The 24,876-nt window shown below is 43.2% G+C and carries 29 protein-coding genes; 28 read left to right on the top strand and 1 reads right to left on the bottom strand.

The genetic code is table 11. From position 1 onward, the window contains the following. Positions 1–38: 38 nt before the first annotated feature. The 21 genes from fabD (at position 39) to IGI82_RS08145 (ending at position 16,924) form a co-directional block, all read left to right on the top strand. Positions 39–962: an ACP S-malonyltransferase gene (fabD, locus tag IGI82_RS08045; RefSeq protein ID WP_005225891.1), complete on the top strand. Its 924-nt coding sequence runs from the start codon at positions 39–41 to the stop codon at positions 960–962. Between the two features lie 9 nt (positions 963–971). After that, a complete protein-coding gene (gene fabG, locus IGI82_RS08050; RefSeq protein WP_008378189.1) occupies positions 972–1,709 on the top strand; it encodes a 3-oxoacyl-[acyl-carrier-protein] reductase in 738 nt (245 codons plus the stop codon). A 12-nt stretch (positions 1,710–1,721) separates the two neighbouring features. Beyond that, on the top strand, positions 1,722–2,960 hold the full coding sequence (fabF, locus tag IGI82_RS08055) for a beta-ketoacyl-ACP synthase II (protein WP_005235583.1): 1,239 nt from the start codon (positions 1,722–1,724) through the stop codon (positions 2,958–2,960). Continuing rightward, positions 2,961–3,443 carry an acetyl-CoA carboxylase biotin carboxyl carrier protein gene (gene accB / locus IGI82_RS08060; protein WP_438842021.1) on the top strand — a complete coding sequence of 161 codons (483 nt, stop codon included), beginning with the start codon at positions 2,961–2,963 and terminating at the stop codon, positions 3,441–3,443. A gap of 4 nt (positions 3,444–3,447) precedes the next feature. Continuing rightward, positions 3,448–3,876 carry a 3-hydroxyacyl-ACP dehydratase FabZ gene (gene fabZ / locus IGI82_RS08065; RefSeq protein ID WP_005225895.1) on the top strand — a complete coding sequence of 143 codons (429 nt, stop codon included), beginning with the start codon at positions 3,448–3,450 and terminating at the stop codon, positions 3,874–3,876. 7 nt (positions 3,877–3,883) lie between these two features. Continuing rightward, positions 3,884–5,248: an acetyl-CoA carboxylase biotin carboxylase subunit gene (locus tag IGI82_RS08070; protein ID WP_005225896.1), complete on the top strand. Its 1,365-nt coding sequence runs from the start codon at positions 3,884–3,886 to the stop codon at positions 5,246–5,248. 12 nt (positions 5,249–5,260) lie between these two features. Then, on the top strand, positions 5,261–6,130 hold the full coding sequence (accD, locus tag IGI82_RS08075) for an acetyl-CoA carboxylase, carboxyltransferase subunit beta (protein ID WP_005225897.1): 870 nt from the start codon (positions 5,261–5,263) through the stop codon (positions 6,128–6,130). Next, positions 6,123–6,908, top strand: a complete 786-nt coding sequence (locus IGI82_RS08080) for an acetyl-CoA carboxylase carboxyl transferase subunit alpha (RefSeq protein WP_015509573.1) — start codon at positions 6,123–6,125, stop codon at positions 6,906–6,908. Before accD ends, IGI82_RS08080 begins: the two co-directional genes overlap by 8 nt. 190 nt (positions 6,909–7,098) lie before the next feature. Further along, complete coding sequence (locus IGI82_RS08085; protein ID WP_015509574.1) at positions 7,099–7,944, top strand: transporter substrate-binding domain-containing protein; 846 nt, start codon at positions 7,099–7,101, stop codon at positions 7,942–7,944. 22 nt (positions 7,945–7,966) lie between these two features. Then, positions 7,967–8,656, top strand: a complete 690-nt coding sequence (locus IGI82_RS08090) for an amino acid ABC transporter permease (RefSeq protein WP_005225900.1) — start codon at positions 7,967–7,969, stop codon at positions 8,654–8,656. 16 nt (positions 8,657–8,672) lie between these two features. Next, positions 8,673–9,398, top strand: coding sequence for an amino acid ABC transporter ATP-binding protein (locus IGI82_RS08095; protein ID WP_005225901.1), 726 nt, complete (start codon positions 8,673–8,675; stop codon positions 9,396–9,398). Positions 9,399–9,757: 359 nt separating this feature from the next. Further along, the gene (locus IGI82_RS08100; RefSeq protein WP_375820073.1) at positions 9,758–10,282 is read left to right on the top strand and encodes a YqeG family HAD IIIA-type phosphatase; all 525 of its coding nucleotides are present in this window, start codon (positions 9,758–9,760) and stop codon (positions 10,280–10,282) included. Position 10,283: 1 nt separating this feature from the next. After that, positions 10,284–11,402 (top strand): ribosome biogenesis GTPase YqeH, encoded by a 1,119-nt coding sequence (gene yqeH / locus IGI82_RS08105; protein ID WP_438842022.1) that lies wholly within the window; start codon positions 10,284–10,286, stop codon positions 11,400–11,402. Positions 11,403–11,417: 15 nt separating this feature from the next. Beyond that, positions 11,418–11,729: a ribosome assembly RNA-binding protein YhbY gene (gene yhbY / locus IGI82_RS08110; RefSeq protein ID WP_005225905.1), complete on the top strand. Its 312-nt coding sequence runs from the start codon at positions 11,418–11,420 to the stop codon at positions 11,727–11,729. A gap of 12 nt (positions 11,730–11,741) precedes the next feature. Continuing rightward, positions 11,742–12,383 carry a nicotinate-nucleotide adenylyltransferase gene (locus IGI82_RS08115; protein ID WP_005225906.1) on the top strand — a complete coding sequence of 214 codons (642 nt, stop codon included), beginning with the start codon at positions 11,742–11,744 and terminating at the stop codon, positions 12,381–12,383. Then, positions 12,373–12,972 (top strand): bis(5'-nucleosyl)-tetraphosphatase (symmetrical) YqeK, encoded by a 600-nt coding sequence (gene yqeK / locus IGI82_RS08120; protein WP_005225907.1) that lies wholly within the window; start codon positions 12,373–12,375, stop codon positions 12,970–12,972. The genes IGI82_RS08115 and yqeK overlap by 11 nt, the downstream gene beginning before the upstream one ends. Before the next feature lie 11 nt (positions 12,973–12,983). Continuing rightward, positions 12,984–13,325, top strand: a complete 342-nt coding sequence (rsfS, locus tag IGI82_RS08125; RefSeq protein WP_034695537.1) for a ribosome silencing factor — start codon at positions 12,984–12,986, stop codon at positions 13,323–13,325. Next, positions 13,325–14,053 carry a class I SAM-dependent DNA methyltransferase gene (locus IGI82_RS08130; RefSeq protein WP_087627387.1) on the top strand — a complete coding sequence of 243 codons (729 nt, stop codon included), beginning with the start codon at positions 13,325–13,327 and terminating at the stop codon, positions 14,051–14,053. The genes rsfS and IGI82_RS08130 overlap by 1 nt, the downstream gene beginning before the upstream one ends. A gap of 27 nt (positions 14,054–14,080) precedes the next feature. Continuing rightward, on the top strand, positions 14,081–15,247 hold the full coding sequence (locus IGI82_RS08135; protein WP_087627388.1) for a nucleotidyltransferase: 1,167 nt from the start codon (positions 14,081–14,083) through the stop codon (positions 15,245–15,247). A 79-nt stretch (positions 15,248–15,326) separates the two neighbouring features. Next, on the top strand, positions 15,327–16,049 hold the full coding sequence (locus IGI82_RS08140) for a YebC/PmpR family DNA-binding transcriptional regulator (RefSeq protein WP_005225911.1): 723 nt from the start codon (positions 15,327–15,329) through the stop codon (positions 16,047–16,049). 215 nt (positions 16,050–16,264) lie between these two features. Next, positions 16,265–16,924 carry a hypothetical protein gene (locus tag IGI82_RS08145; RefSeq protein WP_005225912.1) on the top strand — a complete coding sequence of 220 codons (660 nt, stop codon included), beginning with the start codon at positions 16,265–16,267 and terminating at the stop codon, positions 16,922–16,924. 57 nt (positions 16,925–16,981) lie between these two features. On the opposite strand, the gene helD is transcribed toward IGI82_RS08145, so the two are convergent. Further along, positions 16,982–19,261, bottom strand: coding sequence for an RNA polymerase recycling motor HelD (gene helD / locus IGI82_RS08150; RefSeq protein ID WP_438842023.1), 2,280 nt, complete (start codon positions 19,259–19,261; stop codon positions 16,982–16,984). A 140-nt stretch (positions 19,262–19,401) separates the two neighbouring features. Between helD and IGI82_RS08155 the strand changes: the two genes are divergently transcribed. The 7 genes from IGI82_RS08155 to rimP all read left to right on the top strand — a co-directional run bounded on the left by IGI82_RS08155 (position 19,402) and on the right by rimP (position 24,863). Beyond that, positions 19,402–20,274: an aminoglycoside 6-adenylyltransferase gene (locus IGI82_RS08155; protein ID WP_438842024.1), complete on the top strand. Its 873-nt coding sequence runs from the start codon at positions 19,402–19,404 to the stop codon at positions 20,272–20,274. Next, on the top strand, positions 20,244–20,741 hold the full coding sequence (locus IGI82_RS08160) for an ASCH domain-containing protein (protein ID WP_081116852.1): 498 nt from the start codon (positions 20,244–20,246) through the stop codon (positions 20,739–20,741). Before IGI82_RS08155 ends, IGI82_RS08160 begins: the two co-directional genes overlap by 31 nt. A gap of 88 nt (positions 20,742–20,829) precedes the next feature. Beyond that, the gene (locus IGI82_RS08165) at positions 20,830–21,006 is read left to right on the top strand and encodes a 2-hydroxymuconate tautomerase (protein WP_005225916.1); all 177 of its coding nucleotides are present in this window, start codon (positions 20,830–20,832) and stop codon (positions 21,004–21,006) included. Positions 21,007–21,317: 311 nt separating this feature from the next. Further along, positions 21,318–23,258, top strand: a complete 1,941-nt coding sequence (thrS, locus tag IGI82_RS08170) for a threonine--tRNA ligase (RefSeq protein WP_438842025.1) — start codon at positions 21,318–21,320, stop codon at positions 23,256–23,258. 151 nt (positions 23,259–23,409) lie between these two features. Then, positions 23,410–23,844 carry a DUF4234 domain-containing protein gene (locus IGI82_RS08175; protein ID WP_034857985.1) on the top strand — a complete coding sequence of 145 codons (435 nt, stop codon included), beginning with the start codon at positions 23,410–23,412 and terminating at the stop codon, positions 23,842–23,844. After that, positions 23,841–24,182, top strand: coding sequence for a DUF2752 domain-containing protein (locus IGI82_RS08180; protein ID WP_225582180.1), 342 nt, complete (start codon positions 23,841–23,843; stop codon positions 24,180–24,182). Before IGI82_RS08175 ends, IGI82_RS08180 begins: the two co-directional genes overlap by 4 nt. A 207-nt stretch (positions 24,183–24,389) precedes the next feature. Continuing rightward, positions 24,390–24,863, top strand: a complete 474-nt coding sequence (gene rimP / locus IGI82_RS08185) for a ribosome maturation factor RimP (RefSeq protein WP_005225920.1) — start codon at positions 24,390–24,392, stop codon at positions 24,861–24,863. The last annotated feature ends 13 nt before the right edge of the window (positions 24,864–24,876 follow it).

Below are 24,876 nucleotides of genomic sequence, written 5' to 3' on the forward strand. Positions count from 1 at the left end.
CTCCAACGACAACGATCAAAGTAATGAAGGAGTGCAAGATGAAGACAGCCTTTTTATTTAGCGGTCAAGGCGCACAGTACCCCCAAATGGGAGAAGAGCTCTATCACCAAGAAGCCATCGTTCGTGAGACGTTTGAACAAGCCAGCACCATTCTAGGATATGATATGGCCGAGCTATGCTTTACTGAAAACGAACGTTTAAACCAGACGGAATATACGCAGCCTGCCATCTTAACGGTAAGTACGGCTTTTTGGCGACTTTTGGATGCGCAAGGAATCAAAGCAGATGCTGTTGCTGGCTTGAGTTTAGGCGAATATACAGCCCTAGTCGCTAGTGGTGCACTTGATTTCCAGACAGCAGTCGCATTGGTGCAAAAGCGCGGTCGGTATATGGCAAGTGCGGCGCCAGCAGGTGTTGGGAAAATGGTCGCTGTGATGAACACACCCGCTGAAACGATTGAAGAAATCTGTAAAGAAGCAAGTCAAGTGGGGATCGTGACACCAGCGAATTACAATACGCCGCAGCAGATCGTCATTGGCGGTGAAGCGCCGGCAGTGGATAAAGCGGTGGAATTGTTACAAGCTGCTGGAACCAAACGGGTGATTCCTTTAAATGTCAGCGGTCCTTTCCATACTGCTTTGTTGGAACCCGCATCGCAGCAATTAGCACAGGAATTAGCTCAAATCACCTTTGATGAGTTACAAGTACCTGTCATCAGCAATACGACCGCGCAGCCAATGCAGCAAGACCAAATCAAGGAACTGTTGACGCTGCAAGTGAAATCGCCAGTGCGTTTTTACGAAAGCATTGCGACACTGAAGCAGCTTGGCATCCAACAAGTCATCGAGATCGGACCAGGAAAAGTATTGAGCGGTTTTATGAAGAAAATAGACAAAGAAATCCAGACTGCGCGTGTAGAAGATAGCCAAACGTTGGCAGATACACTAGCCCGATTCAACTAGGAGGAATTTATGGATCTGCAAAATAGAAACGTCTTTGTAACTGGTAGCTCGCGAGGGATCGGTTTTACCATCGCGGAAGCCTTTGCCAAAGAAGGAGCGAATATCGTTTTAAATGGACGAAAAGAAATTCCCCAGTCACTGATCGATCGCATCACCAGCTACGGCGTGAAATGTGTAGCGATCAATGGGGACATTTCTGATTTTGATCAAGCGGCAGCCATGCTTTTAGAAGCAGAAGCGGCAGTCGGACCGATCCACATTTTAGTCAATAATGCCGGGATCACGAATGACAAATTATTGTTGAGAATGAAACCCGAAGATTTTGATTCAGTGATCAAAATCAATTTGACTGGTACCTTCAATATGACGCAGCACGCGTTGAAAAAAATGATGAAGCTGCGAGAAGGCCGCATCATCAATTTGACGAGTGTGGTCGGCTTGACGGGAAATATCGGGCAAGCCAACTATGCGGCAAGTAAAGCTGGCGTGATCGGTTTTACGAAATCTGCCGCTCGTGAAGGTGCCGCTCGGGGGATCACCTGCAATGCGATCGCCCCAGGATTTATCGAAACAGAGATGACTGAAGTGCTGTCGGATAAAGTCAAAGAACAATCATTGGCAAATATTCCATTACAGCGTTTTGGTTCCACACAGGATGTTGCGCAAACAGCAGTCTTTTTAGCAAAAAGCCCCTACATCACTGGTCAGGTGATCAGTGTTGACGGCGGGATGGCAATGCAAGGGTAGGAGGAAGAATAGATGAATCGAGTAGTAGTTACAGGATACGGCGTCACTTCTCCAATCGGAAATGACCCAGAAACATTTTTAGCAAGTTTACAAAACGGGACCAACGGCATCGGCCCGATTACAAAATTTGACGCAGAAGCAACAGGGATCTCAGTTGCCGCTGAAGTCAAAGATTTTCCGTTAGAAAAGTACTTCGTTAAAAAAGATACGAAGCGGATGGATCTTTTTTCCATTTATGGAATTTATGCGGCGTTAGAAGCGATGGAAATGGCGAAGTTAGATACAGAAACCATTGATGTGGATCGTTTTGGCGTGATGGTAGGTTCAGGGATCGGCGGCTTGCCAACGATTCAAGACCAAGTGATTCGGATGCATGACAAAGGAGCAAATCGGGTATCACCAATGTTCGTACCGATGTCGATCGTAAATATGGTTGCCGGCAACATTGCATTACGGGTAGGTGCGAAAGGCATTTGTACGACGACTGTTTCCGCCTGTGCTTCTGGTACCCATTCAATCGGTGAAGCTTTTCGGAACATCAAGCATGGCTACGCAGATGTCATGATCGCTGGTGGTTCAGAAGCGACGATCTGTGAAATCGGTATCGCTGGTTTTGCGTCTCTGACGGCGTTAACCACTGAATCAGACCCTGACAAAGCTTCCGTTCCGTTTGATAAAAATCGTAGTGGGTTTGTCATGGGTGAAGGCGCTGGTGTCTTCATTTTAGAATCATTGGCGCATGCGCAAAAACGTGGGGCAACGATTTTAGGTGAAGTCGTAGGGTATGGTGCGAACTGTGATGCCTACCATATGACTGCGCCAAATCCAGATGGATCAGGTGCTGGAAAAGCAATGAAATTGGCGATGCAAGAAGCATCGATCACCCCGGCTGAAGTTGGCTACATCAATGCCCACGGTACAAGCACGCCTGCCAATGACAGTGCAGAAGCGACATCGATCCAATACGGATTGGGCGAAGACTATAAAAAACCATATGTCAGCAGTACAAAGTCAATGACTGGTCATTTGCTTGGGGCGGCTGGTGGAATCGAAGCCATTGCTTCACTATTAGCATTACAACATCAATTTATTCCACCAACCATCAACGTGACAGAACAAGATCCTGAGATCGACTTGAACGTTGTTATCAATCAAAGCCAACCAGCAGAATTGACCTATGCCATGAGTAATTCACTTGGGTTTGGCGGTCATAATGCAGTGATCTTGCTGAAACGTTGGGAGGAAGCGTAATTGGAAACACATGAGGTAAAAGAGCTGCTCAGCCAATTCGATCAATCGACGTTAACTGAGCTTCAATTAAAAAAAGAGACATTTGAACTTTATTTTAATAAAAATACGACAAGTGGGCTACAAAGTGCATCCACTGCACCTGCATCTGCTCCTGCAGCGAATGCTGCGCCAACTCCTGTTGCACCAACGCCTGCTGTCTCAGCAACACCGGACACAGTAGAAACGGCAAAACCTGTTTTAGAGGGCAAAGAAGTTGTCTCTCCATTAGTGGGTGTCGTTTATTTGAAACCAAGTCCTGATAAAGACAACTTCAAACAAATCGGCGATCACGTGAAAAAAGGTGATATTCTCTGTATCGTTGAAGCGATGAAAGTCATGAATGAAATCGTCAGCGACGTCGATGGCGAATTAGTTGAAGTCTTGGTTGAAAGCGAACAAATCGTTGAATACAATCAACCATTATTCCGTGTGAAAGAAGGGTAAAGCAATGAGCGCATTAACGATTCAAGAAATCAAAGAAATCATCCCTCATCGTTATCCGATGCTTTTAGTGGATCGGGTAGAGGAGTTAGAAGAAGGCAAACGGGTCGTTGCGAAGAAAAACGTTACTATCAATGAGCCGTTTTTCCAAGGTCATTTTCCCCATGAACCAGTGATGCCCGGAGTATTGATCGTGGAAGCAATGGCACAAGCAGGTGCTGTGGCATTGCTATCATTGGAAGATTTTCGTGGGAAAACTGCCTACTTTGGCGGTTTAGACAAAGCGAAATTCAGAAAAAAAGTAACACCAGGCGATACCTTGATCTTAGAAGTAGAAATAATCAAAGTGAAATCTGCAGCTGGCATCGGCAAAGGAATTGCCTATGTTGATGGGAAAAAAGTGGCGGAAGCAGAATTGACTTTCATGATTGGATAGGTGAGACATGTTTTCTAAAGTATTGATCGCAAACCGTGGCGAAATCGCCGTACGTATCATTCGCGCTTGTCGCGAATTAGGTATTCAAACGGTCGCCGTTTATTCAGAAGCAGATAAAGAAGCGTTGCACACAGAGCTTGCCGATGAAGCGATTTGTATCGGACCTGCCAAAGCAGCCGACTCTTATTTGAATGTACAGCAGATCCTAAGCGCTGCGATCGTCACAAAGGCTGAGGCGATCCATCCTGGATTTGGCTTCCTTTCAGAGAATAGCCGCTTTGCTGCGATGTGCGAGGAATGCAATATCGTCTTTATTGGGCCAAAGAGTGAGACTATCGATGCAATGGGAAACAAAATCAATGCAAGACGCTTGATGATCGAAGCAGAAGTACCGGTCATTCCCGGAAGCAAAGGCGCGATTTCTGATGTGGAAGAAGCTTTAACGATCGCTGAAGAGATTGGTTACCCAGTCATGCTCAAAGCTGCGGCCGGCGGTGGCGGTAAAGGGATACGGAAAGTCGCCGATAAAGAAGCATTGCCTCATCATTTTGCTTCGGCGCAGCAAGAAGCGAAAGCGGCATTTGGCAACGATGAAATGTACATTGAAAAAATCATTTATCCTGCTCGACACATAGAAGTGCAAGTGTTAGGTGATTCTTTTGGTAATATTATCCACCTTGGTGAACGCGATTGCTCGCTACAACGCAACAACCAAAAAGTGTTGGAAGAATCCCCTTCTGTGGTGATTTCTGAAAGCAAGCGAGCAGAACTAGGAGAAGCAGCGGTGCGTGCCGCACAAGCGGTAGGGTATCGTAATGCTGGCACGATCGAGTTTTTAATGGCGGACACTGGGGAGTTTTATTTCATGGAAATGAACACTCGAATTCAAGTGGAACACCCGATCACCGAAATGGTGACAAACATTGATCTAGTCAAAAAACAACTTGAAGTCGCTAGTGGTGAACCGCTAGGCTTGACGCAAGCAGACATCAAGATGACGGGAGCGGCGATCGAATGTCGGATCAATGCAGAAAATCCAGCCTTCAATTTTGCACCGTCACCAGGCAAGATCAACAATTTGTTTTTACCAAGCGGCGGTCTAGGCGTTCGTGTAGACAGTGCCATGTATTCTGGCTACACGATCCCACCTTATTATGATTCTATGATCGCTAAAGTGATCGTTCACGGCGAGAACCGTTTCGAAGCGTTGATGAAGATGCAGCGGGCGTTAGCCGAATTAGTGACCGATGGTGTCATTACGAATGCAGAATTCCAAATGGACTTGATCAGTCACCCGAAAGTGATTGCGGGAGACTATACAACCGCCTTTTTACAAGAGGAATTTTTGCCAAATTGGACACCTGAACAATAGGAGGGAAGATGAGTGGCTTTATTTAAGAAGAAAAACTACATTCGCATCAATCCTAATCGAGGTCAGCTGCCAACGAACGAACCAGTCGTACCAGATAATCTTTGGGCGAAATGTCCTAGTTGCAAACGAACGCTTTATACGAAGGAGATGGGGGCAGAGAAAGTCTGTCCTCACTGCGGGTATAATTTCCGAATCAGTGCCTGGGAACGGATCGCTATCACGATTGATGAGAAAAGTTTTGAAGAATGGGACACAGATGTAACCACAAAAGATCCTCTTGATTTTCCTGGATATTTGGATAAAGTCGCACAAATGCAAGAAAAAACTGGGTTGCATGAGGCTGTCCTCACAGGAGAAGCAAAAGTTCAAGGATTGCCGTTAGCGATCGGAATCATGGATGCGAATTTCATCATGGGCAGTATGGGAACGGTCGTGGGGGAGAAGATCACCCGTTTGTTTGAACGTGCGATCGAAAAACAGCTACCCGTTGTTCTTTTTACCGCTTCAGGTGGTGCACGGATGCAAGAAGGAATTTTGTCACTGATGCAAATGGCAAAAATCTCTGCGGCGGTAAAACGCCACAGTAAAGCTGGCTTGTTTTATCTAACGGTTTTAACGGACCCGACAACCGGTGGCGTCACCGCTAGTTTTGCGATGGAGGGGGATATCATCCTGGCAGAACCGCAAGCCTTGATCGGTTTTGCTGGACGACGTGTGATTGAACAAACCATTCGTCAGGAACTACCTGAAGACTTTCAAAAGGCAGAGTTTCTGTTAGATCATGGCTTTGTCGATCAAATCGTTCCACGGACGAACTTGCGGGAGAAAATCCACCATTTGATTTCTTTGCATACGCGGAAAGGATGGGATCGCAATGACTAGAGCAGCCCACGAAATCGTTGAACTCGCTCGCAGCAAAGACCGTTTGACGGCACTGGATTACTTTGACGGCATTTTTTCTGAGTTTGAAGAGTTTCATGGAGACCGTCTGTTTGGCGAAGATGAAGCCGTTGTTGGCGGCATTGCTTGTTTAGATGGCAAGCCAGTGACCGTGATCGGTATTCAAAAAGGCCGTAATCTGCCTGAAAATTTACGCAGAAACTTTGGCTCGCCACATCCTGAAGGCTATCGCAAAGCGTTACGCTTAATGAAGCAAGCAGAAAAATTTCAGCGACCTGTGGTCACATTGATCAATACAGCAGGGGCGTTTTGCGGTATTGGCGCGGAAGAGCGCGGAGAAGGCGAAGCGATTGCCCGTAACTTGATGGAAATGTCCGATTTAACGGTGCCGATCTTGGCAATCATCATTGGTGAAGGCGGCAGCGGCGGTGCCTTAGCACTGGCATTAGGCGATGAGGTTTGGATGATGGAACATTCGATCTATGCCATTTTATCTCCCGAAGGCTTTGCTTCGATCCTATGGAAAGATGGCAGCCGTGCCAAAGAAGCTGCTGGCTTGATGAAGATCACAGCTCAAGAATTATATGAACTCGGTGTTATTGAAAAAGTGATTGCAGAAACCCATGAAGAGGCCTTTTTACCGAAAGAGCAATTGATGGAACAGATGAAAGCGGCAATTTCAAAGAAACTTGCCGAACTTTCTACCTTGCAAACAGATGAATTGCTTGAGGCAAGGTATCAACGTTTTCGCCGATTTTAAAAACTAGGATATCCACTCTGATTAGAGGATGGGTATCCTAGTATTTTTTTATTAAAAGTGTTATTGAATAAATCGTACAAATGGCGAAGTTTTTAGTTTAAAATTTAATTATTCTGTGCTATTATGTATATATTCTGAATATAAGAAGATTATATTGCATAAATATTTGTTTTGAAGAGGAGCGTTTTTAATGAAAAAATTATTTGGAGCACTTGTTGTATTGACGGGGATTTTGGTTTTAGGAGCTTGTGGGAATGGCGGCTCATCGAGTACTGGAAGTTCTAGTGCCAGCGGTTCGGCGGATAATCAATTGGAAGCCATCAAAGCAGCTGGTGTGTTAAATGTGGCAACTTCTGCTGACTTTGCCCCGTTTGAATTTCATGCCTTGATCGATGGCAAAGATACGATCGTGGGCGCAGATATCGATATGGTCAATGAGATCGCTGATCGTCTTGGTGTCGAAGTGAATATTTTGGACCTTGATTTCAATGCTGTTTTGACTGCTTTGCAACAAGGGAAAGCCGATATCGCTGTTTCAGGCATCTCAGCAACTGACGAACGTAAACAGACTTTTGATTTCACCGATAACTATTTTACACCAGAACAAAAATTAGTTGTTAATAAAAACAATGAATCGACATTTGATTCAATCGAAAGCTTGTCTGGCAAAAAAGTAGGCGCTCAAAAAGGCTCGATCCAAGAAATGATCGTTCAAGATCAATTAGCTGATTCGCAATTGGTTTCCATCGCCAAAGTTCCGAATCTAGTCAATGAATTGAAACAAGGCTCGATCGACGGTTTGGTCCTTGAAAGTGCGGTTGCTGAATCGTATGTTGCACAAAATGATGACCTCGTGATCACTGATGTAGCATTAGAAGCATCTGAAGGCGATTCTTATGCAATTGCTTTACCTAAAGGGAGTACCGAATTACAAGAAGAACTAAACAGTATTTTGAAAGAATTGATTGAAGATGGTACAATCGATGAGTATGTACAAAAGAACACAGATCTAGCCAACGAAAATGCGGCGCAATAGATAGAACGGAGTAGACACAATTATGGATTTATCCTTTTTAGCGATATATTACCCTTATTTTCTTTCTGGTGTGGTGATCACCATCGTGATCTCTATCATCACCGTGATCTTTGGAACGATTCTAGGGGTGATTTTTGCCCTAATGAAATTATCAAAAGTGACGCCTTTGCGCTGGTTTGCTAATGCGTATATTGAAGTCATCCGCGGCACACCGATGCTGGTGCAGATATTGATCGCTTTTGGTCTTTTGCAAGGAATGTTTGCCTTGCCGACGGTCTCGATCGGCGTGTTGAGTCTTGATTTTGGGCGGCTATTTCCTGGGATCATTGCGCTCTCGCTTAATTCTGGGGCATATGTTGCTGAGATCGTCCGAGGGGGAATCAATGCCGTTGATTACGGTCAAACAGAAGCGGCTGGTTCTTTAGGGTTGCGGCCTTTTCAAACGATGCGTTATGTCGTATTGCCACAAGCACTACGCAACATTTTGCCGCCACTAGGCAATGAATTTATCGTTTTGATTAAGGATTCCTCTTTGCTTTCAACGATCGGCATCTACGAGCTGATGAACAGTGCGCAGATCGTTGTCACCAGTTCTTTCCAACCATTAACGCCTTTCTATGTGGCGGCGGTCATTTACTTCATCTTGACGTTTACGACTTCGCGACTATTGAGTTTATGGGAAAAGAAACTAGGCAAAGGCTATCGTCGTTAAAAGGAGAAGACAAGCTATGATGTTAGATATTCAAGATTTACACAAAACCTTTGGCAGCAATCAAGTGCTAAAAGGGATCACAACGACGATCGATCAAGGAGAAGTCGTAGTGGTGATTGGGCCATCTGGGTCAGGAAAAAGCACGTTTTTACGCTGTTTGAACCTATTAGAAGTACCGACAAGCGGAAAAATCTTTTTTGAAGGAACCGATATTACCGATCCAAAGAATGATTTGTATAAGATGCGTGAAAAAATGGGTATGGTATTTCAAAATTTTAATCTTTTTCCGAATATGACGGTTTTAGAAAACATTACTTTGTCCCCGACGAAAGTCAAGAAGGTAGCAAAATCGGCGGCTGATCAGTTGGCAAAACAACTACTAAATGATGTTGGCTTACCAGACAAAGCAAAAGCCTATCCTCAAAGTCTTTCTGGTGGACAAATGCAACGAATCGCTATCGCACGTGCCTTGGCGATGGAACCAGACGTGATGCTCTTTGATGAACCGACTTCAGCGTTAGACCCAGAAATGGTTGGCGAAGTATTGTCCGTCATGCAGCGTTTGGCTCAGCAAGGAATGACGATGGTCATCGTCACTCATGAAATGGGCTTTGCGAAAGAAGTCGCGGATCGGATTTTATTTATGGATCAGGGAATCATTATGGAGGAAGGAACGCCAGAACAGATCTTTGATCATCCGAAAAATCCACGAACCATTGATTTTTTGAGTAAAGTATTGTAAACTGCGAGAAGTTCGCAGTTGTTAGTGATAAATTTGGACCTTTCCTAAGCATCCTTTCAGTAAAAGGATGCTTTTTTGACGGAAAAAAGACTACTTTAAAGAAGTGATAGGACAAACGGTTGTCTTGGCAGGTTCCTTTTTCAGTTCTTTTACAAGAAACCTGCAGAAACTGGCGCACTTGCTAGTATTCAAAAAGATTCTATTGTATAATTACAGGTTGAAGAGGTCTGATCTTGATAGAAACCATCTGCGTGATTGTAGGCAGATCGGACTGTTTCTTTTTAAGGATCGACAATTTGGATCGATGACTAGTCGCCGATTTTTAATACGTGAAGAAATCATGCAGCAAAGGAGATTTTATGTTTTCAAATTATAAACCGACTTGGATGGTCGATGCGATTTATAAAATCACCCCTAGCCAACTAAAGGCACAGGGGATCAAAGGGATTTTGACCGATCTTGATAATACCTTGATTGCTTGGAACAATCCTGACGGAACCGAAGAACTAAAAAACTGGCTACTGGAAATGAAAAATGCTGGGATACCGGTAGTTGTCGTTTCCAACAACAATAGTGAACGAGTGGCACGGGCAGTTGCGCCCTTTGGTTTAAAGTACGTACACCGCGCATTAAAACCCTTTTCAAGAGGGATCAAACAAGGCTATCAACAATTAGGCTTGAAAAAAGAAGAGGTCGTGATGATCGGCGATCAAATCATGACGGATGTACGAGGTGCCAATCGTGCCGGTGTTCGCAGTATTTTAGTGAAACCAGTGATCCCAACGGATTCTTGGAAAACCCAATTTAATCGAGCCGCAGAAAGAAAAATCATGAACTATTTATTGAAGCACAACACAGAGTTAAAATGGCGTGGAGGAATTTAATATGACAGAAGGAATCGAAGAAATTCACTGTATCGGCTGCGGGGCAGTGATTCAGACAACGAACCCCAATGAATTGGGCTACACCCCGCAATCCGCATTAGAAAAAGGACTTCAATCAGGAGAAGTCTATTGTCAACGCTGCTTCCGTTTGCGCCATTACAATGAGATCCAAGATGTTTCCCTTACCGACGATGATTTTCTGCGTCTACTGAATGAAATCGGGGAAAAAGAAGCCTTGATCGTTAATGTCGTTGATATTTTCGATTTTAATGGTTCATTGATCCCAGGACTGCACCGCTTCGTCGGTAATAATCCTGTTTTATTAGTGGGCAACAAGGTGGATATTTTGCCAAAATCTTTGAAAAAATCGAAGATGACCCAATGGATGAAGGAACGTGCTCATGAAGCTGGTTTAAGACCAGTGGATGTATTATTGACGAGTGCCAAGAAGCCAGGTGAAACGGAAGCTTTACTGCAAGCGATCGAAACGTATCGTGAAGGACGCGATGTCTATGTGGTGGGTGTGACGAATGTTGGAAAATCAACATTGATCAATCAAATCATCAAACAAACAGCGGGGATCAACGAATTGATCACGACTTCGCGTTTCCCAGGCACCACATTGGATAAAATCGAGATTCCATTGGATGACGGACACTTCTTGATCGACACACCAGGAATCATTCATCGTCATCAAATGGCGCATTATTTAGGTAAAAAAGATCTAAAAATCGTGGCACCAGCCAAAGAGATCAAACCAAAGGTGTATCAGTTGAATCCAGAACAAACTTTGTTCTTAGGAGGACTTGCCCGATTTGATTTCATTCAAGGAGAACGCAGTTCATTTATTGCTTATGTAGCAAATGATGTGGCGATCCATCGGACCAAATTAACGAAAGCCGATGAGTTTTATGAGAAACATGTTGGTGGGCTGCTGCAGCCGCCGCGAGCAGATGAAGTGGCGGATTTTCCTGAACTCGTCCGTTTCGAATTTTCAATCAAAGAAAAAACCGATATCGTTTTTGCTGGACTTGGCTGGATCACGATCACCAAACCGTGTGTCATCGCTGGGTGGGCGCCAAAGGGTGTCGATGTGCTTAGACGTAAAGCATTAGTATAAGGAAGAAGGAAGAATATGGACTTACGAGGAAAACAAAAAAGATTTTTACGAAGTGAAGCGCACCATTTAAACCCGATTTTTCAAATCGGCAAAGGCGGCTTGAATGACGCGATGATGGCGCAAATTGAAGAAGCGCTAGAAAAACGAGAATTGATCAAAGTCTCATTGCTCCAAAATACCGATGAGGTTGCTGACGAAGCAGCTGAAACGATCCGTGAGAAAGTCGGCTGTGAAGTGGTACAGATCATCGGACGAGTGATCGTTTTATTCAAACCGTCAAGCAAAGAAAAATACCAAACGATTTCAAGCAAAGTTCGTTCAATTTAGGAGGGAGAAGGCATGCAAGGACAAACATTTGGAAAGGTACAAACGGTTTTAGAGACACAAACACAAGAACTGGTACCGAAAAAGCAAGTGGGCATTCTTGGTGGGAATTTTAATCCAGTACACTACGCACATCTGGTCATGGGTGAGCAAGTAGGGCAAGCATTAGGGCTGGATAAAGTTTATTTCATGCCTGAGTATTTACCGCCTCATGTTGATGAGAAAAAGACGATCCCAGCGGAGCATCGCTTAGCGATGTTGGAGTTGGCGATCGCCGATAATCCGCGATTTGCTGTAGAGACCATTGAGTTGGAACGAAAAGGTAAGAGTTATACGGTTGATACGATGCGGGAATTGACAGCTAAGAATCCAGATACCAATTATTATTTTATCATTGGCGGGGATATGGTGAACTATTTACCAAAATGGCATCAAATCGATGAGCTGATGGAATTGGTGACTTTTGTGGGGGTTCGCCGTCCAGAAGTGCCGATCGATAGCCCATACCCGATTATTTGGATCGATATCCCGCTAATGGATGTCAGCTCAACAACAATTCGTAAAAAAGTGCAACAAGGTTGTTCGGTTCGCTACTTATTGCCAGATAATGTGTTACACTATATTCAAGAAAAGGGGTTGTACTTGGATGAAGAGTGAACACTACACACAAGCAGAACGGGAACTTTTGATGCAAAAGGTCCAAATGCAGATGAGTCAAAAGCGCTTTGAGCATGTGTTAGGTGTCGAAAAAACGGCCGTTGCCCTTGCGGAAAAATATGGTGCTTCACCGGTCAAAGCCAGTATCGCTGCCTTGACGCATGATTATGCGAAGGAACGCAGCGATGAAGAATTTCAATTAGTCATTCGTAGAGACGGATTCGACTTGGATCTCTTGAACTGGAACAATGCTATCTGGCATGGACTCGTCGGTGCTGATTTCGTTCAACGAGAATTAGAAATCGATGACGAAGAAATCTTACAAGCGATCCGTTTGCACACCACCGGAGCTGCCAAGATGAGCCTGTTAGATAAAATCATCTATGTGGCAGATTATATCGAACCCGGACGTACGTTTCCTGGAGTCGTTGAAGCCAGAGAAATCGCAATGATCGACTTAGATGCCGCTGTTGCTTACGAAACGAAACATACCTTGCTTCATTTGATCGAAACAGAAGCAGTTATCTACCCAAAAACGATCGAAACCTACAATTTTTGGGTAGCCAAATATAGGAGGGAATTACCATAGATAGTCATAAAATATTAGAAATTGCTGTAAAAGCCGCCGATTCAAAACATGCCGAAGATATTATGGCATTAGATGTGCGGGAAATCTCTTTGCTAGCAGATTACTTTGTGATCTGTTCAGGAAATAGCGAACGTCAAATCAATGCGATCATTGATGAAGTCATCGATAAAGAAGAAGAAAATCAAGTATCTGTTCGCCGTGTCGAAGGAAAAGATGGTGGAAAATGGGTCTTGATCGACTTAGGTGACGTGATCGTTCACGTATTCAGTGCCTCAGAACGTGCTTTTTACAACCTAGAAAAATTATGGTCTGATGCGCCGCTTGTGGATCTTAATGAATGGGTCGTGGCGTAATGGCTTACGAAACCTTCGCATTTGTCTATGACGAAGTAATGGATTCCAGTCTCTATAAAAAGTGGCTGGATTTTTCTTGTCGTCATTTAGGAAAAAGAAAACAGCTGTTAGAATTGGCTTGTGGAACTGGTGCGTTAGCCGTTGAGTTTGCCAAGGCTGGTTTTGACGTGACTGGGTTAGATCTTTCAGAAGAGATGCTGATAATCGCTAGTCAACGGGCTGAAAAAGAAGAGGCGGCTGTGCAATTTGTTGCGGGTGACATGCTGGATCTCGTAGATGTTGGCACCTATCAAGCAATTACCTGCTATTCTGACTCCCTTTGCTACATGGAAGACGAGCAGAGTGTGCAGCAAGTGTTTGATGGTGTTTACAGTTGTTTAGAAGAAGATGGCGTCTTTTTATTTGATGTGCATTCCTTATATCAAATTGATGAAGTCTTTCCTGATTATAGCTACCATTACCAAACGGATGAATTTGCCTTTCTTTGGGAAAGCTATCAAGGAGAAAAAGACCATAGCATTGAACACTTCTTGACCTTTTTTGTTGCACAAGAGAATGGGTTGTTTGAACGCTTAGATGAGCTTCATCAAGAAAGAACCTATCCTCTTGAAAGCTATTTAAGAATGTTAGAAAATGCTGGTTTTGCTAATGTTGAATGCTATGCTGATTTTATCGATACGAAACCAAATGAAAAAAGCCGTCGCTGGTTTTTTGTCTGCCATAAGTAACCGTTATGTAAAACAGGAGGGATGTCGATGAAGGCTTGCGGACTAGTCGTAGAATACAATCCTTTTCACCATGGACACCAATACCATGTGGAAAAAGCACGGCAAGTAACGAATGCTGATGTCGTCGTTGCGGTGATGAGTGGAAATTTTTTACAGCGTGGCGAACCAGCAATCATCGATAAATGGCAGCGAGCTCAAGCAGCACTACAACATGGGGTAGACTTGATCGTCGAATTGCCCCCCGCTTGGGCCGTCCACTCTGCTGATTTTTTTGCATCGGGAGCGATTAGGATTCTGCAGGATCTGCAATGTGAGTTGTTATGCTTTGGCACAGATACGAAACACCCCTTCGACTATGCCAAGTTTGCTCACTTTGAAAAAGAAAATCAACTAATGATCGATGACGCATTTCAACGCTTAGCGAGGCAAAATGCTACCTATAGTCAAAAAATGAGTGCGGTCCTCAGTGAGCTATATCCTGAGTACCATGAAGAAAAAGACCAGCCCAATCATCTGTTGGGTATGGCCTATGCACGGGAAGTGCTGCATTATGAAAAACCAATGCGTTTGGTCCCCATCCAACGCGTTGCGGCGTCTTATCATTCAGAACAATTCGATCATCCAACAATCGCCAGTGCAACAGCCATTCGCCAAGCAATCAAACAAGGTGCAGCTGTTGTGGATTTTGTTCCTGAAGCCACACAAACCTTTCTTTCACAAGCAACAGTCGACTGGGAAGCCTTTTGGCCGTATCTTCAATACCAGATCATCTCTGCCCCAATCGAAAAATTAGCTGCTATTTACCAGATGGAAGAAGGATTAGAATATCGACTAAAACAATATGTGACGGCGGCGGATTCTTTTACAGATTTTATCAAGTTGTTAAAGACGAAACGTTATACCCAAACGCGGCTGCAGCGTCTTGCTTGTTATGTATTGTTCCAAGTGACAAAAGCTGAAATGAAGGAAGCTCAAGAACATTCCTTTATTCGAGTCTTAGGGTATACGAAGCAAGGGCAGCACTATTTAAAAGAGGTCAAAAAAGAGCTGACCCTGCCGCTGATCGCTAAATTTGGTAAGCAAGAAGCACAGCGCTATGGCTTGTCATTGCGGATCGACCAGATCTATCAGCAAGGGAATCCTCAAATCACAGAACAAAATTTTCGAAGAATTCCGCTTTTTATTGATAAATAAGTGAAAATTACTTCACAGAACGCCATTTGACAAGTATAATGAATAAGGATTTTTAAAAACAAGAAAGCGAAGTGAAATCATGGGTCGTAAATGGGCAAATATCGTAGCGAAAAAAACTGCTAAAGATGCAAACAATAGCCGAGTTTATGCAAAATTTGGAATCGAAATCTACGCAGCAGCAAAATCGGGTGATCCTGATCCTCACGCGAACCAAAAATTACGCTTTGTTATCGAACGTGCGAAAACCTACAATGTGCCAAAACACATTATTGACCGTGCGATTGAAAAAGCCAAAGGTTCTGGCGATGAACAATACTCAGAACTTCGATACGAAGGATTTGGACCAAATGGATCAATGGTGATCGTCGATACGTTGACAAATAACGTCAACCGTACCGCAGCCGATGTTCGGGCCGCTTTTGGTAAAAACGGCGGGAATATGGGTGTTTCAGGGGCCGTTGCTTATATGTTTGATAACACGGCACTCTTTGGCTTTGCCGGTGACGATGCGGATGAAATCTTAGAATACTTGATGGACAAAGAGATCGATGTTCGTGATGTCGTTGAAGAAGATGGACAAATCATCGTTCACGGTGAACCAAGTGACTTTCATGCCATTCAAGAAGCCTTGAAAGAAAAAGGAATCACTGAATTCTCAATTGCAGAAATGCAAATGATTCCTCAAAATGAAGTAACCTTGACGGGTGACGATCTAGAAAAATTCGAAAAAATGATCGATGTGTTAGAAGATCTTGAAGACGTACAAAACGTCTATCACAATGTGGCAGATGCGGAAGAATAAGTGTCACTTGGCAGCCTAGAGACAATCTGGCTGCCATTTTTTTAGTATGTTTTTTTATGTAGAGGCTTTGTCGCTTATGCAAGAGAAATAATGAAGCGGTAGCGTTGCTCATTTACTGAAAATTCTTCTGTGTTGATCATCTTTTCAGTTGGTTTCTATACATTTTATGTGTTATGATTTACTACATAAGCAAACAAATCGTTAGGGGGGCAGACATGGAAGAAAAAATCGTTTTAGAGCCATTTAATCGAATCTTAAGTGGTTTTGAAAAGCTAGCAGAAGTGTCTGTATCGATTTCTGACTGCTCGGCTCTTTGTCGGAAATATCAAAAGTATGGGGTAGAAGGGTATCGTCTAGGTGATTATCGTGGCTCTTCTTATTTGAATCGTTATTTAAATGTCGTCGTTGATCGCGCACCCTTATTAATTTATAAAGAGCGATTCTTGATTCCATTAGTCTTTCGCATGTCGGAATACTCTGAACGGCTCTTTATCGATGAGTATCGAATGGAAGGGTTCTTCTTGCTGTTGGATTGGCTTTTAGAGCACCGACCAGAAAAAGCAATTATTGATTATAAACGAACGCGTGCTTTGCCTCATAGAAAAGAATTTGTCATCGACAGTTCCTATGTACTTTTTCGATTGACAGAAATTCTGGATGGCGCTGGCTTTCCTCTTAGTCGCTTTACGACGATTGAAGAATTTAGTGAGTGGAATCGTACCCATCGCTTGATCGATAACGGCAGTATTGGACGACATACAAAATTATTCGTTCCAGAAGATCCTGAACACGTTTCTGAGCTGCAAATGATTTTAACCATCGTAGGGATGCGCTATCCAGAAACCCGTTTATTTATTGGCGAGTTAAAAGGCTAAAAAAACATCACGATCGGCTTGTTTCCTTTGGGAACTCGCCGAAAGTGATGTTTTTTGTTATCCGATCGTTGATGCTTCTTGGAACTGATAAGTGGTAGGATCAGCTTTTGCCAGAAGCGGCAATTCCTCTTGGGTGAGGACGGTCAACTGATGCATCGCCCGTGTCGCCATTGTATAAAAAATCAATTGGTCTTGTTCAGTCACGAAAGTGGCACCTGGTGTCCAGACAAATACTTGGTCAAACTCTAGCCCTTTTGCTAAAAAGGCCGGGAAGATCATCACATTGCGTTTCATGAAGTCTTCTTCAGAGGTGATCAGCTGCACTTGTTCCTGCATTGTTTCTGCCAGCTGGGCATATAACTGCTGGCAATCCTTTGCGGTTTTACAAATGATCGCGGTGCGCCAACGCTGATTCTCAGCTGCGTCACGAATACTGGTTTCTAGGAAAGCCAGATTTTCAGTTGCAGTTCCTTTAACAATTGTTGGTACCGCCCCTTTACGAGCCGTCAATTCCACTTGATCACTGCCAACTAAAAATTGATTGGCGAAATCTGTGATTTCCTTAGTCGAACGATAGCTGGTTTTCAATTGATAACGTTTCACACTTTCGCGGGGGAATAATTCTGCTAATGCCCCGACGATCGTTTCATTGCCATACACTTTTTGATTCAAATCGCCGCATAGAGTGATGCCAGCCTTTGGATAAAGCTGACGCAGTAGAGCCACTTGTGCTGGTGGAAAATCCTGCATTTCATCGATAAAGATAAACCGAGCTTTTTCTTCGACGTGAACAGGATAAAGCTGTTTGATCAGTAAGAAAAACAAAACGGCGTCTTCTTGTTTGATCTGTCTTTGGCGCATGCCTTGTCGAATATCGGCAATACTTTGCTGCCAAGCCGCAGCCTCGATGCCAGTTTCTTTGACTGCAGCAGGCTCAACCGATTGTAAAAAGTGTAAGTATTGCTTGGCTTGGTTGATAAACTGAAAGTTTTTCACTCCCCGCGTCAAGGAACGGAACTTCTTGCGGACGATCTGCTGTCTAAGTTTCTTCCGCAAACGGCGTTCGTTTTCTTCGCTGTATTCTTGATGAGGATCATTGGCAAATACTTGTTGCAATTGTTCTTCGGTCGCTTCTTTGACCCAGTCTTTTTTGGCTTCATCTTTTTCCAAGCCGCCGATTTTTTTTAATAATTTCGTTTGAAGCAGTTGGGTTCTTTGGTAAATCGGCAGTTCGTTATTGGTTTCTTGATACCAGCGGCGAATCTGTTCTTTTGTCAAATAGGTTTGCCCTTGGATTTTTAGATCACGGAACAAGGGACCGATCGGTGCAATCGAACGGACATAACGGTTGATTTTTTCCACCAAGAAAAGACTACTTTTGATTTTTTCAATGGCATCATCATCGCCGCTTAAAAAGGTTTCTTCTTGTTGGGTTTCTTTCGTCACTTCATAGCCAGTCAGAATCAATTGGATAAAGTGGTGGAAGGTTCTTGTGGGCACTTCACTTTCACCTAAAGAAGGCAGGACCATGGAAATATAGTCAGAAAACAAATGATTGGGTGAAAACAGCAAGACTTGTTTTTCGTCCAACCATTTGCGATTCCGATAAAGTAAAAAGGCGACCCGCTGCAACAAAGCAGAGGTTTTCCCACTTCCAGCAATTCCTTCGATCAGTAAGAATTTATTGGTGGTATCACGAATGATTTGATTCTGTGCTTTTTGGATCGTCGAAACGATGTTACGCATTTGAGAAGAAGAGGCTTCATCCAATATTTCCAACAAAAATTCGTCATTGATGATCTCCGAAGTATCGACCATCGACAAGATTTCACCATTTTGAATTTTAAATTGGCGTTTCAAAAGCAATTCTACCGTAAACCGATCAGTGTCTGTTTCGTAGAAGGTCTCACCAAGCTCTCCTTCATAATAAAGATTGGCGATCGGTGCGCGCCAGTCGATGACGATCGTTTCTTCATCTTTGTCTCGCAATGAAGCGATCCCCAAATAGAGGATCTCGGTTTCTTGTTCTTCTTTGAAATCGATTCGAGCAAAATACGGATTGCCCGCCATCGTTGTTAAGGTTTTGACGCGTTTTTCTTGTGATTCTGCGGTTTGGTATTTTATCAGCAATTCTTGTTCATGCTGCTGGTACTCGATAACTGATTCATAAAAGGCTTCACTGTCGCCCCCGCGAATTTTCTTATCGGCGATTTCTTTTAATTGATCATCCATTTTAGCGGCTAACTCTTGTTTTTGCTGCGAAAGGATCGCTTGTTCTCTGTGGATCAGAGCAATGGTTTCATTGACATGTTGTTGTTCTTTTTGACGTTCGTTCACGAAGGATCCTCCTTAAAAAAATTGCGACATAAAATTATAGCATATTTTCCCTGCGAATGTCGTGGAAAAAAAGAAACTATGCTAATATTTATAAAAAGAGCTTAGGTGTTCAAAAACGAAACGAAAAAGAGGTGGAGACGGTGAGGGAAGAAGCAGAATTGCACCAATTGATCCTGTCTGTGGGGCAACGTGTTGGGGCACGTGCCATCGGTTTATCTGGTTCACGGACCGATCCACAGGCGCCAAAAGATTTTTTGCAAGACTTTGATGTGGTTTACGTAATGGATGATATTCAGCCCTTGGTCGATGATCCTTCATGGTTAGAAGCCTTTGGACCGATCATGATCAGGCAAACACCGGAAGCTAGCACCATCTATCCGTCAAGTTTGGGCGGGTGTTTTACGTACTTGATGCATTTTTTAGACGGAGTAAGAATCGATCTCATGCTATGTCCTCTTGCACTGGTCGATCGTCTGGCTAACGAACCAGGCTTGCATCCGCTGCTTGATCCAGACCAAATACTAAGTTTTGCTAATCAAGCAAATCATTCGCATTACTGGATCAAGCGCCCGACCCAAGCCGCTTTTAAGGAACACTGCAACGAATTTTGGTGGGTAAGCACGTATGTCGTGAAAGGGCTGCTTCGAAAGCAGCTGATTTATGCTGCGGATCATTTATACACTATTTGTTGGCAAGAATTGTTATGGATTGAAGATTTGTTCGTTGCCCAAGCTCAGCAATTTCAGGTGAGTACAGGGAAAAATCATAAATACCTACAGTCGTTTCTAACGGAAAAGGAGTGGCGGGAATTGACCTCATTGCTTGATTTTTCCACGATCACTGCCTGCGGTCAGTCACTTTTGAAGATGCAAAAACGTTTTGATGGCCAAGCAAAGAACATCAGCGAGAAATTAGGGCTGGCCTATGATTGGCAAGAAGCTGAGAATGTCCAAACATATACGAAGTATTGGAGTGAAAAAAATTGGCAGATGAAACCAGAGAATCAAAAATAAAAGACTGTCAGATTCAGGCGTTTTGGCAGCGATTTTTAAAAGCAAATCCAAGAAATCAATCTCCTTTGACCTATGAAGATGCTTGGTCCTTTGGTGATACACCACAAATGGCCGATGAACTGGCAGCACTGGTTTTAGCTGGCAAAAAGACGGCAACGACATCTGCCGCTGCGCTCTATGAAATCGAGCAAGAAGCATTGCCGCAATCAGGAACCTATAGTGTCCTTTTAAATGGGTCGGATGTACCAAAAGCTGTTCTTTACTTAGAGTCAGTGTCGATCGTGCCTTTTGATGAGGTGACAGCAGACTTTGCCTTTTTAGAAGGGGAAGGAGATCGCACTTTAGCTTATTGGCGCCGTGTTCATGAAGCTTTTTTTCGACGAGCTTATGCCTCAGCGGGGTTGTCTTTTCACGATCAAATGCTGTGTGTTTGCGAAAAGTTTTGTGTCGTTTATCAGGAAGAATAAAGTCATGGTTTTCTTTGGAAACCAAGGTAATAGTTTTTGTCTTTTTGAAAAAGGTGTATAATCAAAAGCAAACAAAGGAGGAAGTCGTATGCCATTTATCCATGTCGAACTAGTTGAAGGACGTTCGCAAGAGCAACTGACGAATATGATGAAAGAAATCACTGAGGCGGTCCATAAAAATACAGGCGCCCCTAAAGAGCATATCCATGTTATCATCAATGAAATGAAGCAAGGAACCTATGCTGTGAATGGCGATTGGAAATAATTCTCTTGCTTTTTTATCAAGAGAGTGGTTTAATTGAGCCATAATCGATCAATAAAAAAGACACCTGAATTTGAGAGTCTTCGATAAGAGAGGGAAATCTTGGCTGAAAATTTCCTAGAAGAAAACCAAAGGATGACCACTTTTTTAAGACCTCTGTTGAAACGGAGGCGGTTGAACCGTTATCTCATGAAGAGGAAAGCAGACTTTTTCTGTTTTTGAAGAATAGGTGGAACCACGAGTGATCGTCCTAGTATCGTAACCGATACTAGGACTTTTTTTATTGATTGAAATCATCAAAGGAGGACATTCATATGTCATTATTTATTACATTTCCTGATGGCGCAAAAAAAGAATTTGCTGTTGGGGTAACAACCAAAGAGATTGCTGAAAGTATCTCGAAAAGTCTTGCAAAGAAAGCCTTAGCTGGAAAAGTCAATGGACAACTGATCGATCTTTCACGTCCGATCGAAGAAGATGCAACGATTGAGATCGTGACACCCGATCATGAAGACGCCTTAGGCTTACTTCGTCATTCGACAGCTCATTTAATGGCTCAAGCCATGCGCAGACTCTATCCATCGATCCATTTTGGGGTAGGACCTGCAATTGATTCTGGTTTTTACTATGACACAGACAATGGGGAAAACCCAGTAACTGCAGAAGATCTACCAGCAATCGAAGCAGAGATGATGAAGATCATCAAAGAAAATCTGCCAATCGAACGCCGCGTGTTAACAAAAGAAGAAGCGTTGACCCTTTTTGCCGAAGATCCATACAAAGTAGAGTTGATCACTGAATTACCAGATGATGAAACGATTACTGCCTATCAGCAAGGTGAATTTGTCGATCTTTGCCGCGGTCCTCACGTCCCATCAACTGGTCGTATCCAAGTGTACAAATTGTTATCAGTGGCAGGTGCTTACTGGCGTGGAAGCTCTGACAACCAGATGATGCAACGGGTATATGGAACAGCCTTTTTCGATAAAAAAGACTTGAAGGAATTTATCCGTTTACGGGAAGAAGCAAAAGAACGCGATCATCGCAAATTAGGAAAAGAATTAGAATTGTTCATGTTATCACCTGAAGTCGGCGCTGGTTTGCCTTTCTGGCTGCCAAAAGGAGCTACGATCCGTCGTACGATCGAACGGTATATCGTGGACAAAGAAATCAGCTTAGGGTACCAACATGTGTATACACCAATCATGGCAAACGTGGATCTATACAAAACCTCAGGGCACTGGGATCATTACCATGAAGACATGTTCCCGCCAATGGATATGGGGGATGGGGAAATGTTAGTATTGCGACCAATGAACTGTCCGCATCATATGATGGTTTATAAAAATGACATTCATTCGTATCGTGAGCTACCTATTCGGATCGCTGAATTAGGCATGATGCACCGCTATGAAAAATCAGGGGCATTATCTGGATTGCAACGGGTTCGGGAAATGACTTTAAACGATGGGCATACATTCGTCCGTCCGGATCAAATCAAAGAAGAATTCAAACGGACACTTGATTTAATGATCGGTGTTTATGAAGACTTTAATATCACCGATTATCGTTTCCGTCTAAGTTATCGTGATCCACAAAACAAAGACAAATATTTTGATGACGATGCAATGTGGGAAAATGCGCAAACGATGCTAAAAGCCGCTATGGATGAATTAGAATTGGATTATTTTGAAGCAGAAGGCGAAGCAGCTTTCTATGGACCAAAACTAGATGTCCAAGTGAAAACAGCTTTAGGCATGGAGGAAACCTTGTCAACGATCCAATTAGATTTCTTGTTGCCTGAACGGTTTGACCTAACGTATGTTGGTGAAGATGGTGAAAACAACCACCGTCCAGTGGTGATCCACCGCGGCATCGTTTCAACGATGGAACGCTTTGTGGCTTATCTAACGGAAGTCTATAAAGGCGCATTCCCAACTTGGTTGGCGCCGATCCAAGCATCGATCATTCCAGTTTCAGTCGAAGCTCACAGTGACTATGCTTACGAAATCAAAGAACGCTTGCAGGCACAAGGACTGCGGGTAGAAGTGGATGACCGCAACGAAAAAATGGGGTATAAGATCCGCGCATCACAAACCCAAAAAATTCCTTACCAAATCGTTGTTGGGGATCAAGAACTCAATGACGCGACAGTCAATATCCGTCGCTACGGCAGCAAAGAGACCCAAGTCGAAGAATTGAATCTGTTTGTTGATGCAATGGCTGCAGAAGTAAAAAACTATAGTCGAAAATAGTTTTATGATGGATGAAGCGAAAAAGCACCTTCTCTAAGATGGTGTTTTTTTGTCTAAATTCATAAAAATAAATAAATAGGTTTTGTTATGATGATTATATTGTAGTATAATTGATAAGTGGCAAAAATGAAAAAAAGAAAAGGAGTTTGTGATGAATTATAATTACGGAGTTAGAAAGAAATCGGTTGTATCGGTCATTTTATTAACATTTATTACTTGTGGCATTTATACATTCTTTTGGATGTACCAAACAACCAAAGAGCTAGCAGAGTACAGCGGGGATAATCGTCTTTCGCCAGAAACGTCGATTTTACTCACGATCCTTACTTGCGGATTGTACCAAATTTATTGGTGGTACCGAATTGCGGATATCTTTATGAGTGCACAACAACGAGCGAATATGCCTCGTCTGAGTGACAACAAAATCCTTTTTGTCGTCTTGAGCCTTTTTGCTTTTGATTTCATCAACATGGCGATTTTACAAGGTGATATGAATCAAATGTGGGAAGCAGCTGATCAAAATGCCATGATGTCATCTGCTACATCAAACGATTCGTCTGATTCAGATGATTGGGTCGATTATTGATTTGTCCGTTTAAATGGTTAACGGGGTTTCCTTGTCCAGGTTGTGGCATGACGCGCGCCTACTTGCACTTATTTCAGGGTGATCTTGAAGGTGCGCTGCATTTTCATCCCTTGTTTTGGTTAGTGCCGATCGTATTCGGAATCGTTTTGTTCAAAAAAAATCCGAAAATCAGCAAACTTTACCACAGTCACAACCTGTGGCTGACCTTGACACTTTTGGTACTAGTGGTTTATGGTGGTCGGCTCTGGCTTCATTTCCCACATGACGCGCCAATGGACTTTGATCCAGAGAGCATTTTCCCACAACTACTACGCCGGATTGGTCAAGTGATTCACTAACAGCCATTCACCCAAGCATTAAAAATCTTTAAGAAAATGCTTTGTTTTTTTCTGAAAGCGAAGGGAACATGCGACAGTAGTTGAATCTTTATGAAAATTGTGTTATATTTACAATGTAATGATACTTAGAGTGAGTGAGCGGTTTTTTCGCTCACTCTTTTTAATGGAATGAAGTTCGTTTCGTTGAGAAATAAAGGAGGCGATGTTGTGAGTACGGTAGTGGAAACTGTTACAGATATAGTGACCCCTATTCTGGATGCGCAAAAATTTGAATTAGTTGAAGTAGAATTCGTGAAGGAAGGGAAAAATTGGTTTCTTCGTGTGTTCATCGATAAAGAAGGCGGAATCGATATCGAGGAATGTGCCTTTGTCAGTGAACAACTTAGTGAACAATTAGACCAATGCGAACCTGATCCTATTCCACAGGCCTATTTCTTGGAAGTTTCTTCCCCTGGCGCCGAGCGTCCATTGAAGAAAGAAGCAGATTATCAACGGGCAGTCGGCGAGTACATTCATGTTTCTTTATATCAACCGATTGATGGAGAAAAACAGTTCGAAGGCTTTTTACAGTCATTCGACGAAAATCAGCTAGTTATTAAGACCCGAATCAAAACCAGAGAAAAAGAACGAACGATCGACCGGAAAAATATTGCCAAAGCTCGTTTAGCCATTCAATTTTAAACACGGAGGAATG

The organism is Enterococcus sp. AZ067, from assembly GCF_051715005.1.
In the GTDB taxonomy this organism is placed as follows: domain Bacteria; phylum Bacillota; class Bacilli; order Lactobacillales; family Enterococcaceae; genus Enterococcus_D; species Enterococcus_D casseliflavus.

Coding starts and splice junctions, on each gene's coding strand:
- fabD (WP_005225891.1), top strand. CDS start 39: ATGAAGACAGCCTTTTTATTTAGCGGTCAAGGCGCACAGTACCCCCAA.
- fabG (WP_008378189.1), top strand. CDS start 972: ATGGATCTGCAAAATAGAAACGTCTTTGTAACTGGTAGCTCGCGAGGG.
- fabF (WP_005235583.1), top strand. CDS start 1,722: ATGAATCGAGTAGTAGTTACAGGATACGGCGTCACTTCTCCAATCGGA.
- fabZ (WP_005225895.1), top strand. CDS start 3,448: ATGAGCGCATTAACGATTCAAGAAATCAAAGAAATCATCCCTCATCGT.
- IGI82_RS08070 (WP_005225896.1), top strand. CDS start 3,884: ATGTTTTCTAAAGTATTGATCGCAAACCGTGGCGAAATCGCCGTACGT.
- IGI82_RS08080 (WP_015509573.1), top strand. CDS start 6,123: ATGACTAGAGCAGCCCACGAAATCGTTGAACTCGCTCGCAGCAAAGAC.
- IGI82_RS08085 (WP_015509574.1), top strand. CDS start 7,099: ATGAAAAAATTATTTGGAGCACTTGTTGTATTGACGGGGATTTTGGTT.
- IGI82_RS08090 (WP_005225900.1), top strand. CDS start 7,967: ATGGATTTATCCTTTTTAGCGATATATTACCCTTATTTTCTTTCTGGT.
- IGI82_RS08095 (WP_005225901.1), top strand. CDS start 8,673: ATGATGTTAGATATTCAAGATTTACACAAAACCTTTGGCAGCAATCAA.
- IGI82_RS08100 (WP_375820073.1), top strand. CDS start 9,758: ATGTTTTCAAATTATAAACCGACTTGGATGGTCGATGCGATTTATAAA.
- yqeH (WP_438842022.1), top strand. CDS start 10,284: ATGACAGAAGGAATCGAAGAAATTCACTGTATCGGCTGCGGGGCAGTG.
- yhbY (WP_005225905.1), top strand. CDS start 11,418: ATGGACTTACGAGGAAAACAAAAAAGATTTTTACGAAGTGAAGCGCAC.
- IGI82_RS08115 (WP_005225906.1), top strand. CDS start 11,742: ATGCAAGGACAAACATTTGGAAAGGTACAAACGGTTTTAGAGACACAA.
- yqeK (WP_005225907.1), top strand. CDS start 12,373: ATGAAGAGTGAACACTACACACAAGCAGAACGGGAACTTTTGATGCAA.
- IGI82_RS08130 (WP_087627387.1), top strand. CDS start 13,325: ATGGCTTACGAAACCTTCGCATTTGTCTATGACGAAGTAATGGATTCC.
- IGI82_RS08135 (WP_087627388.1), top strand. CDS start 14,081: ATGAAGGCTTGCGGACTAGTCGTAGAATACAATCCTTTTCACCATGGA.
- IGI82_RS08140 (WP_005225911.1), top strand. CDS start 15,327: ATGGGTCGTAAATGGGCAAATATCGTAGCGAAAAAAACTGCTAAAGAT.
- IGI82_RS08145 (WP_005225912.1), top strand. CDS start 16,265: ATGGAAGAAAAAATCGTTTTAGAGCCATTTAATCGAATCTTAAGTGGT.
- IGI82_RS08165 (WP_005225916.1), top strand. CDS start 20,830: ATGCCATTTATCCATGTCGAACTAGTTGAAGGACGTTCGCAAGAGCAA.
- thrS (WP_438842025.1), top strand. CDS start 21,318: ATGTCATTATTTATTACATTTCCTGATGGCGCAAAAAAAGAATTTGCT.
- IGI82_RS08175 (WP_034857985.1), top strand. CDS start 23,410: ATGAATTATAATTACGGAGTTAGAAAGAAATCGGTTGTATCGGTCATT.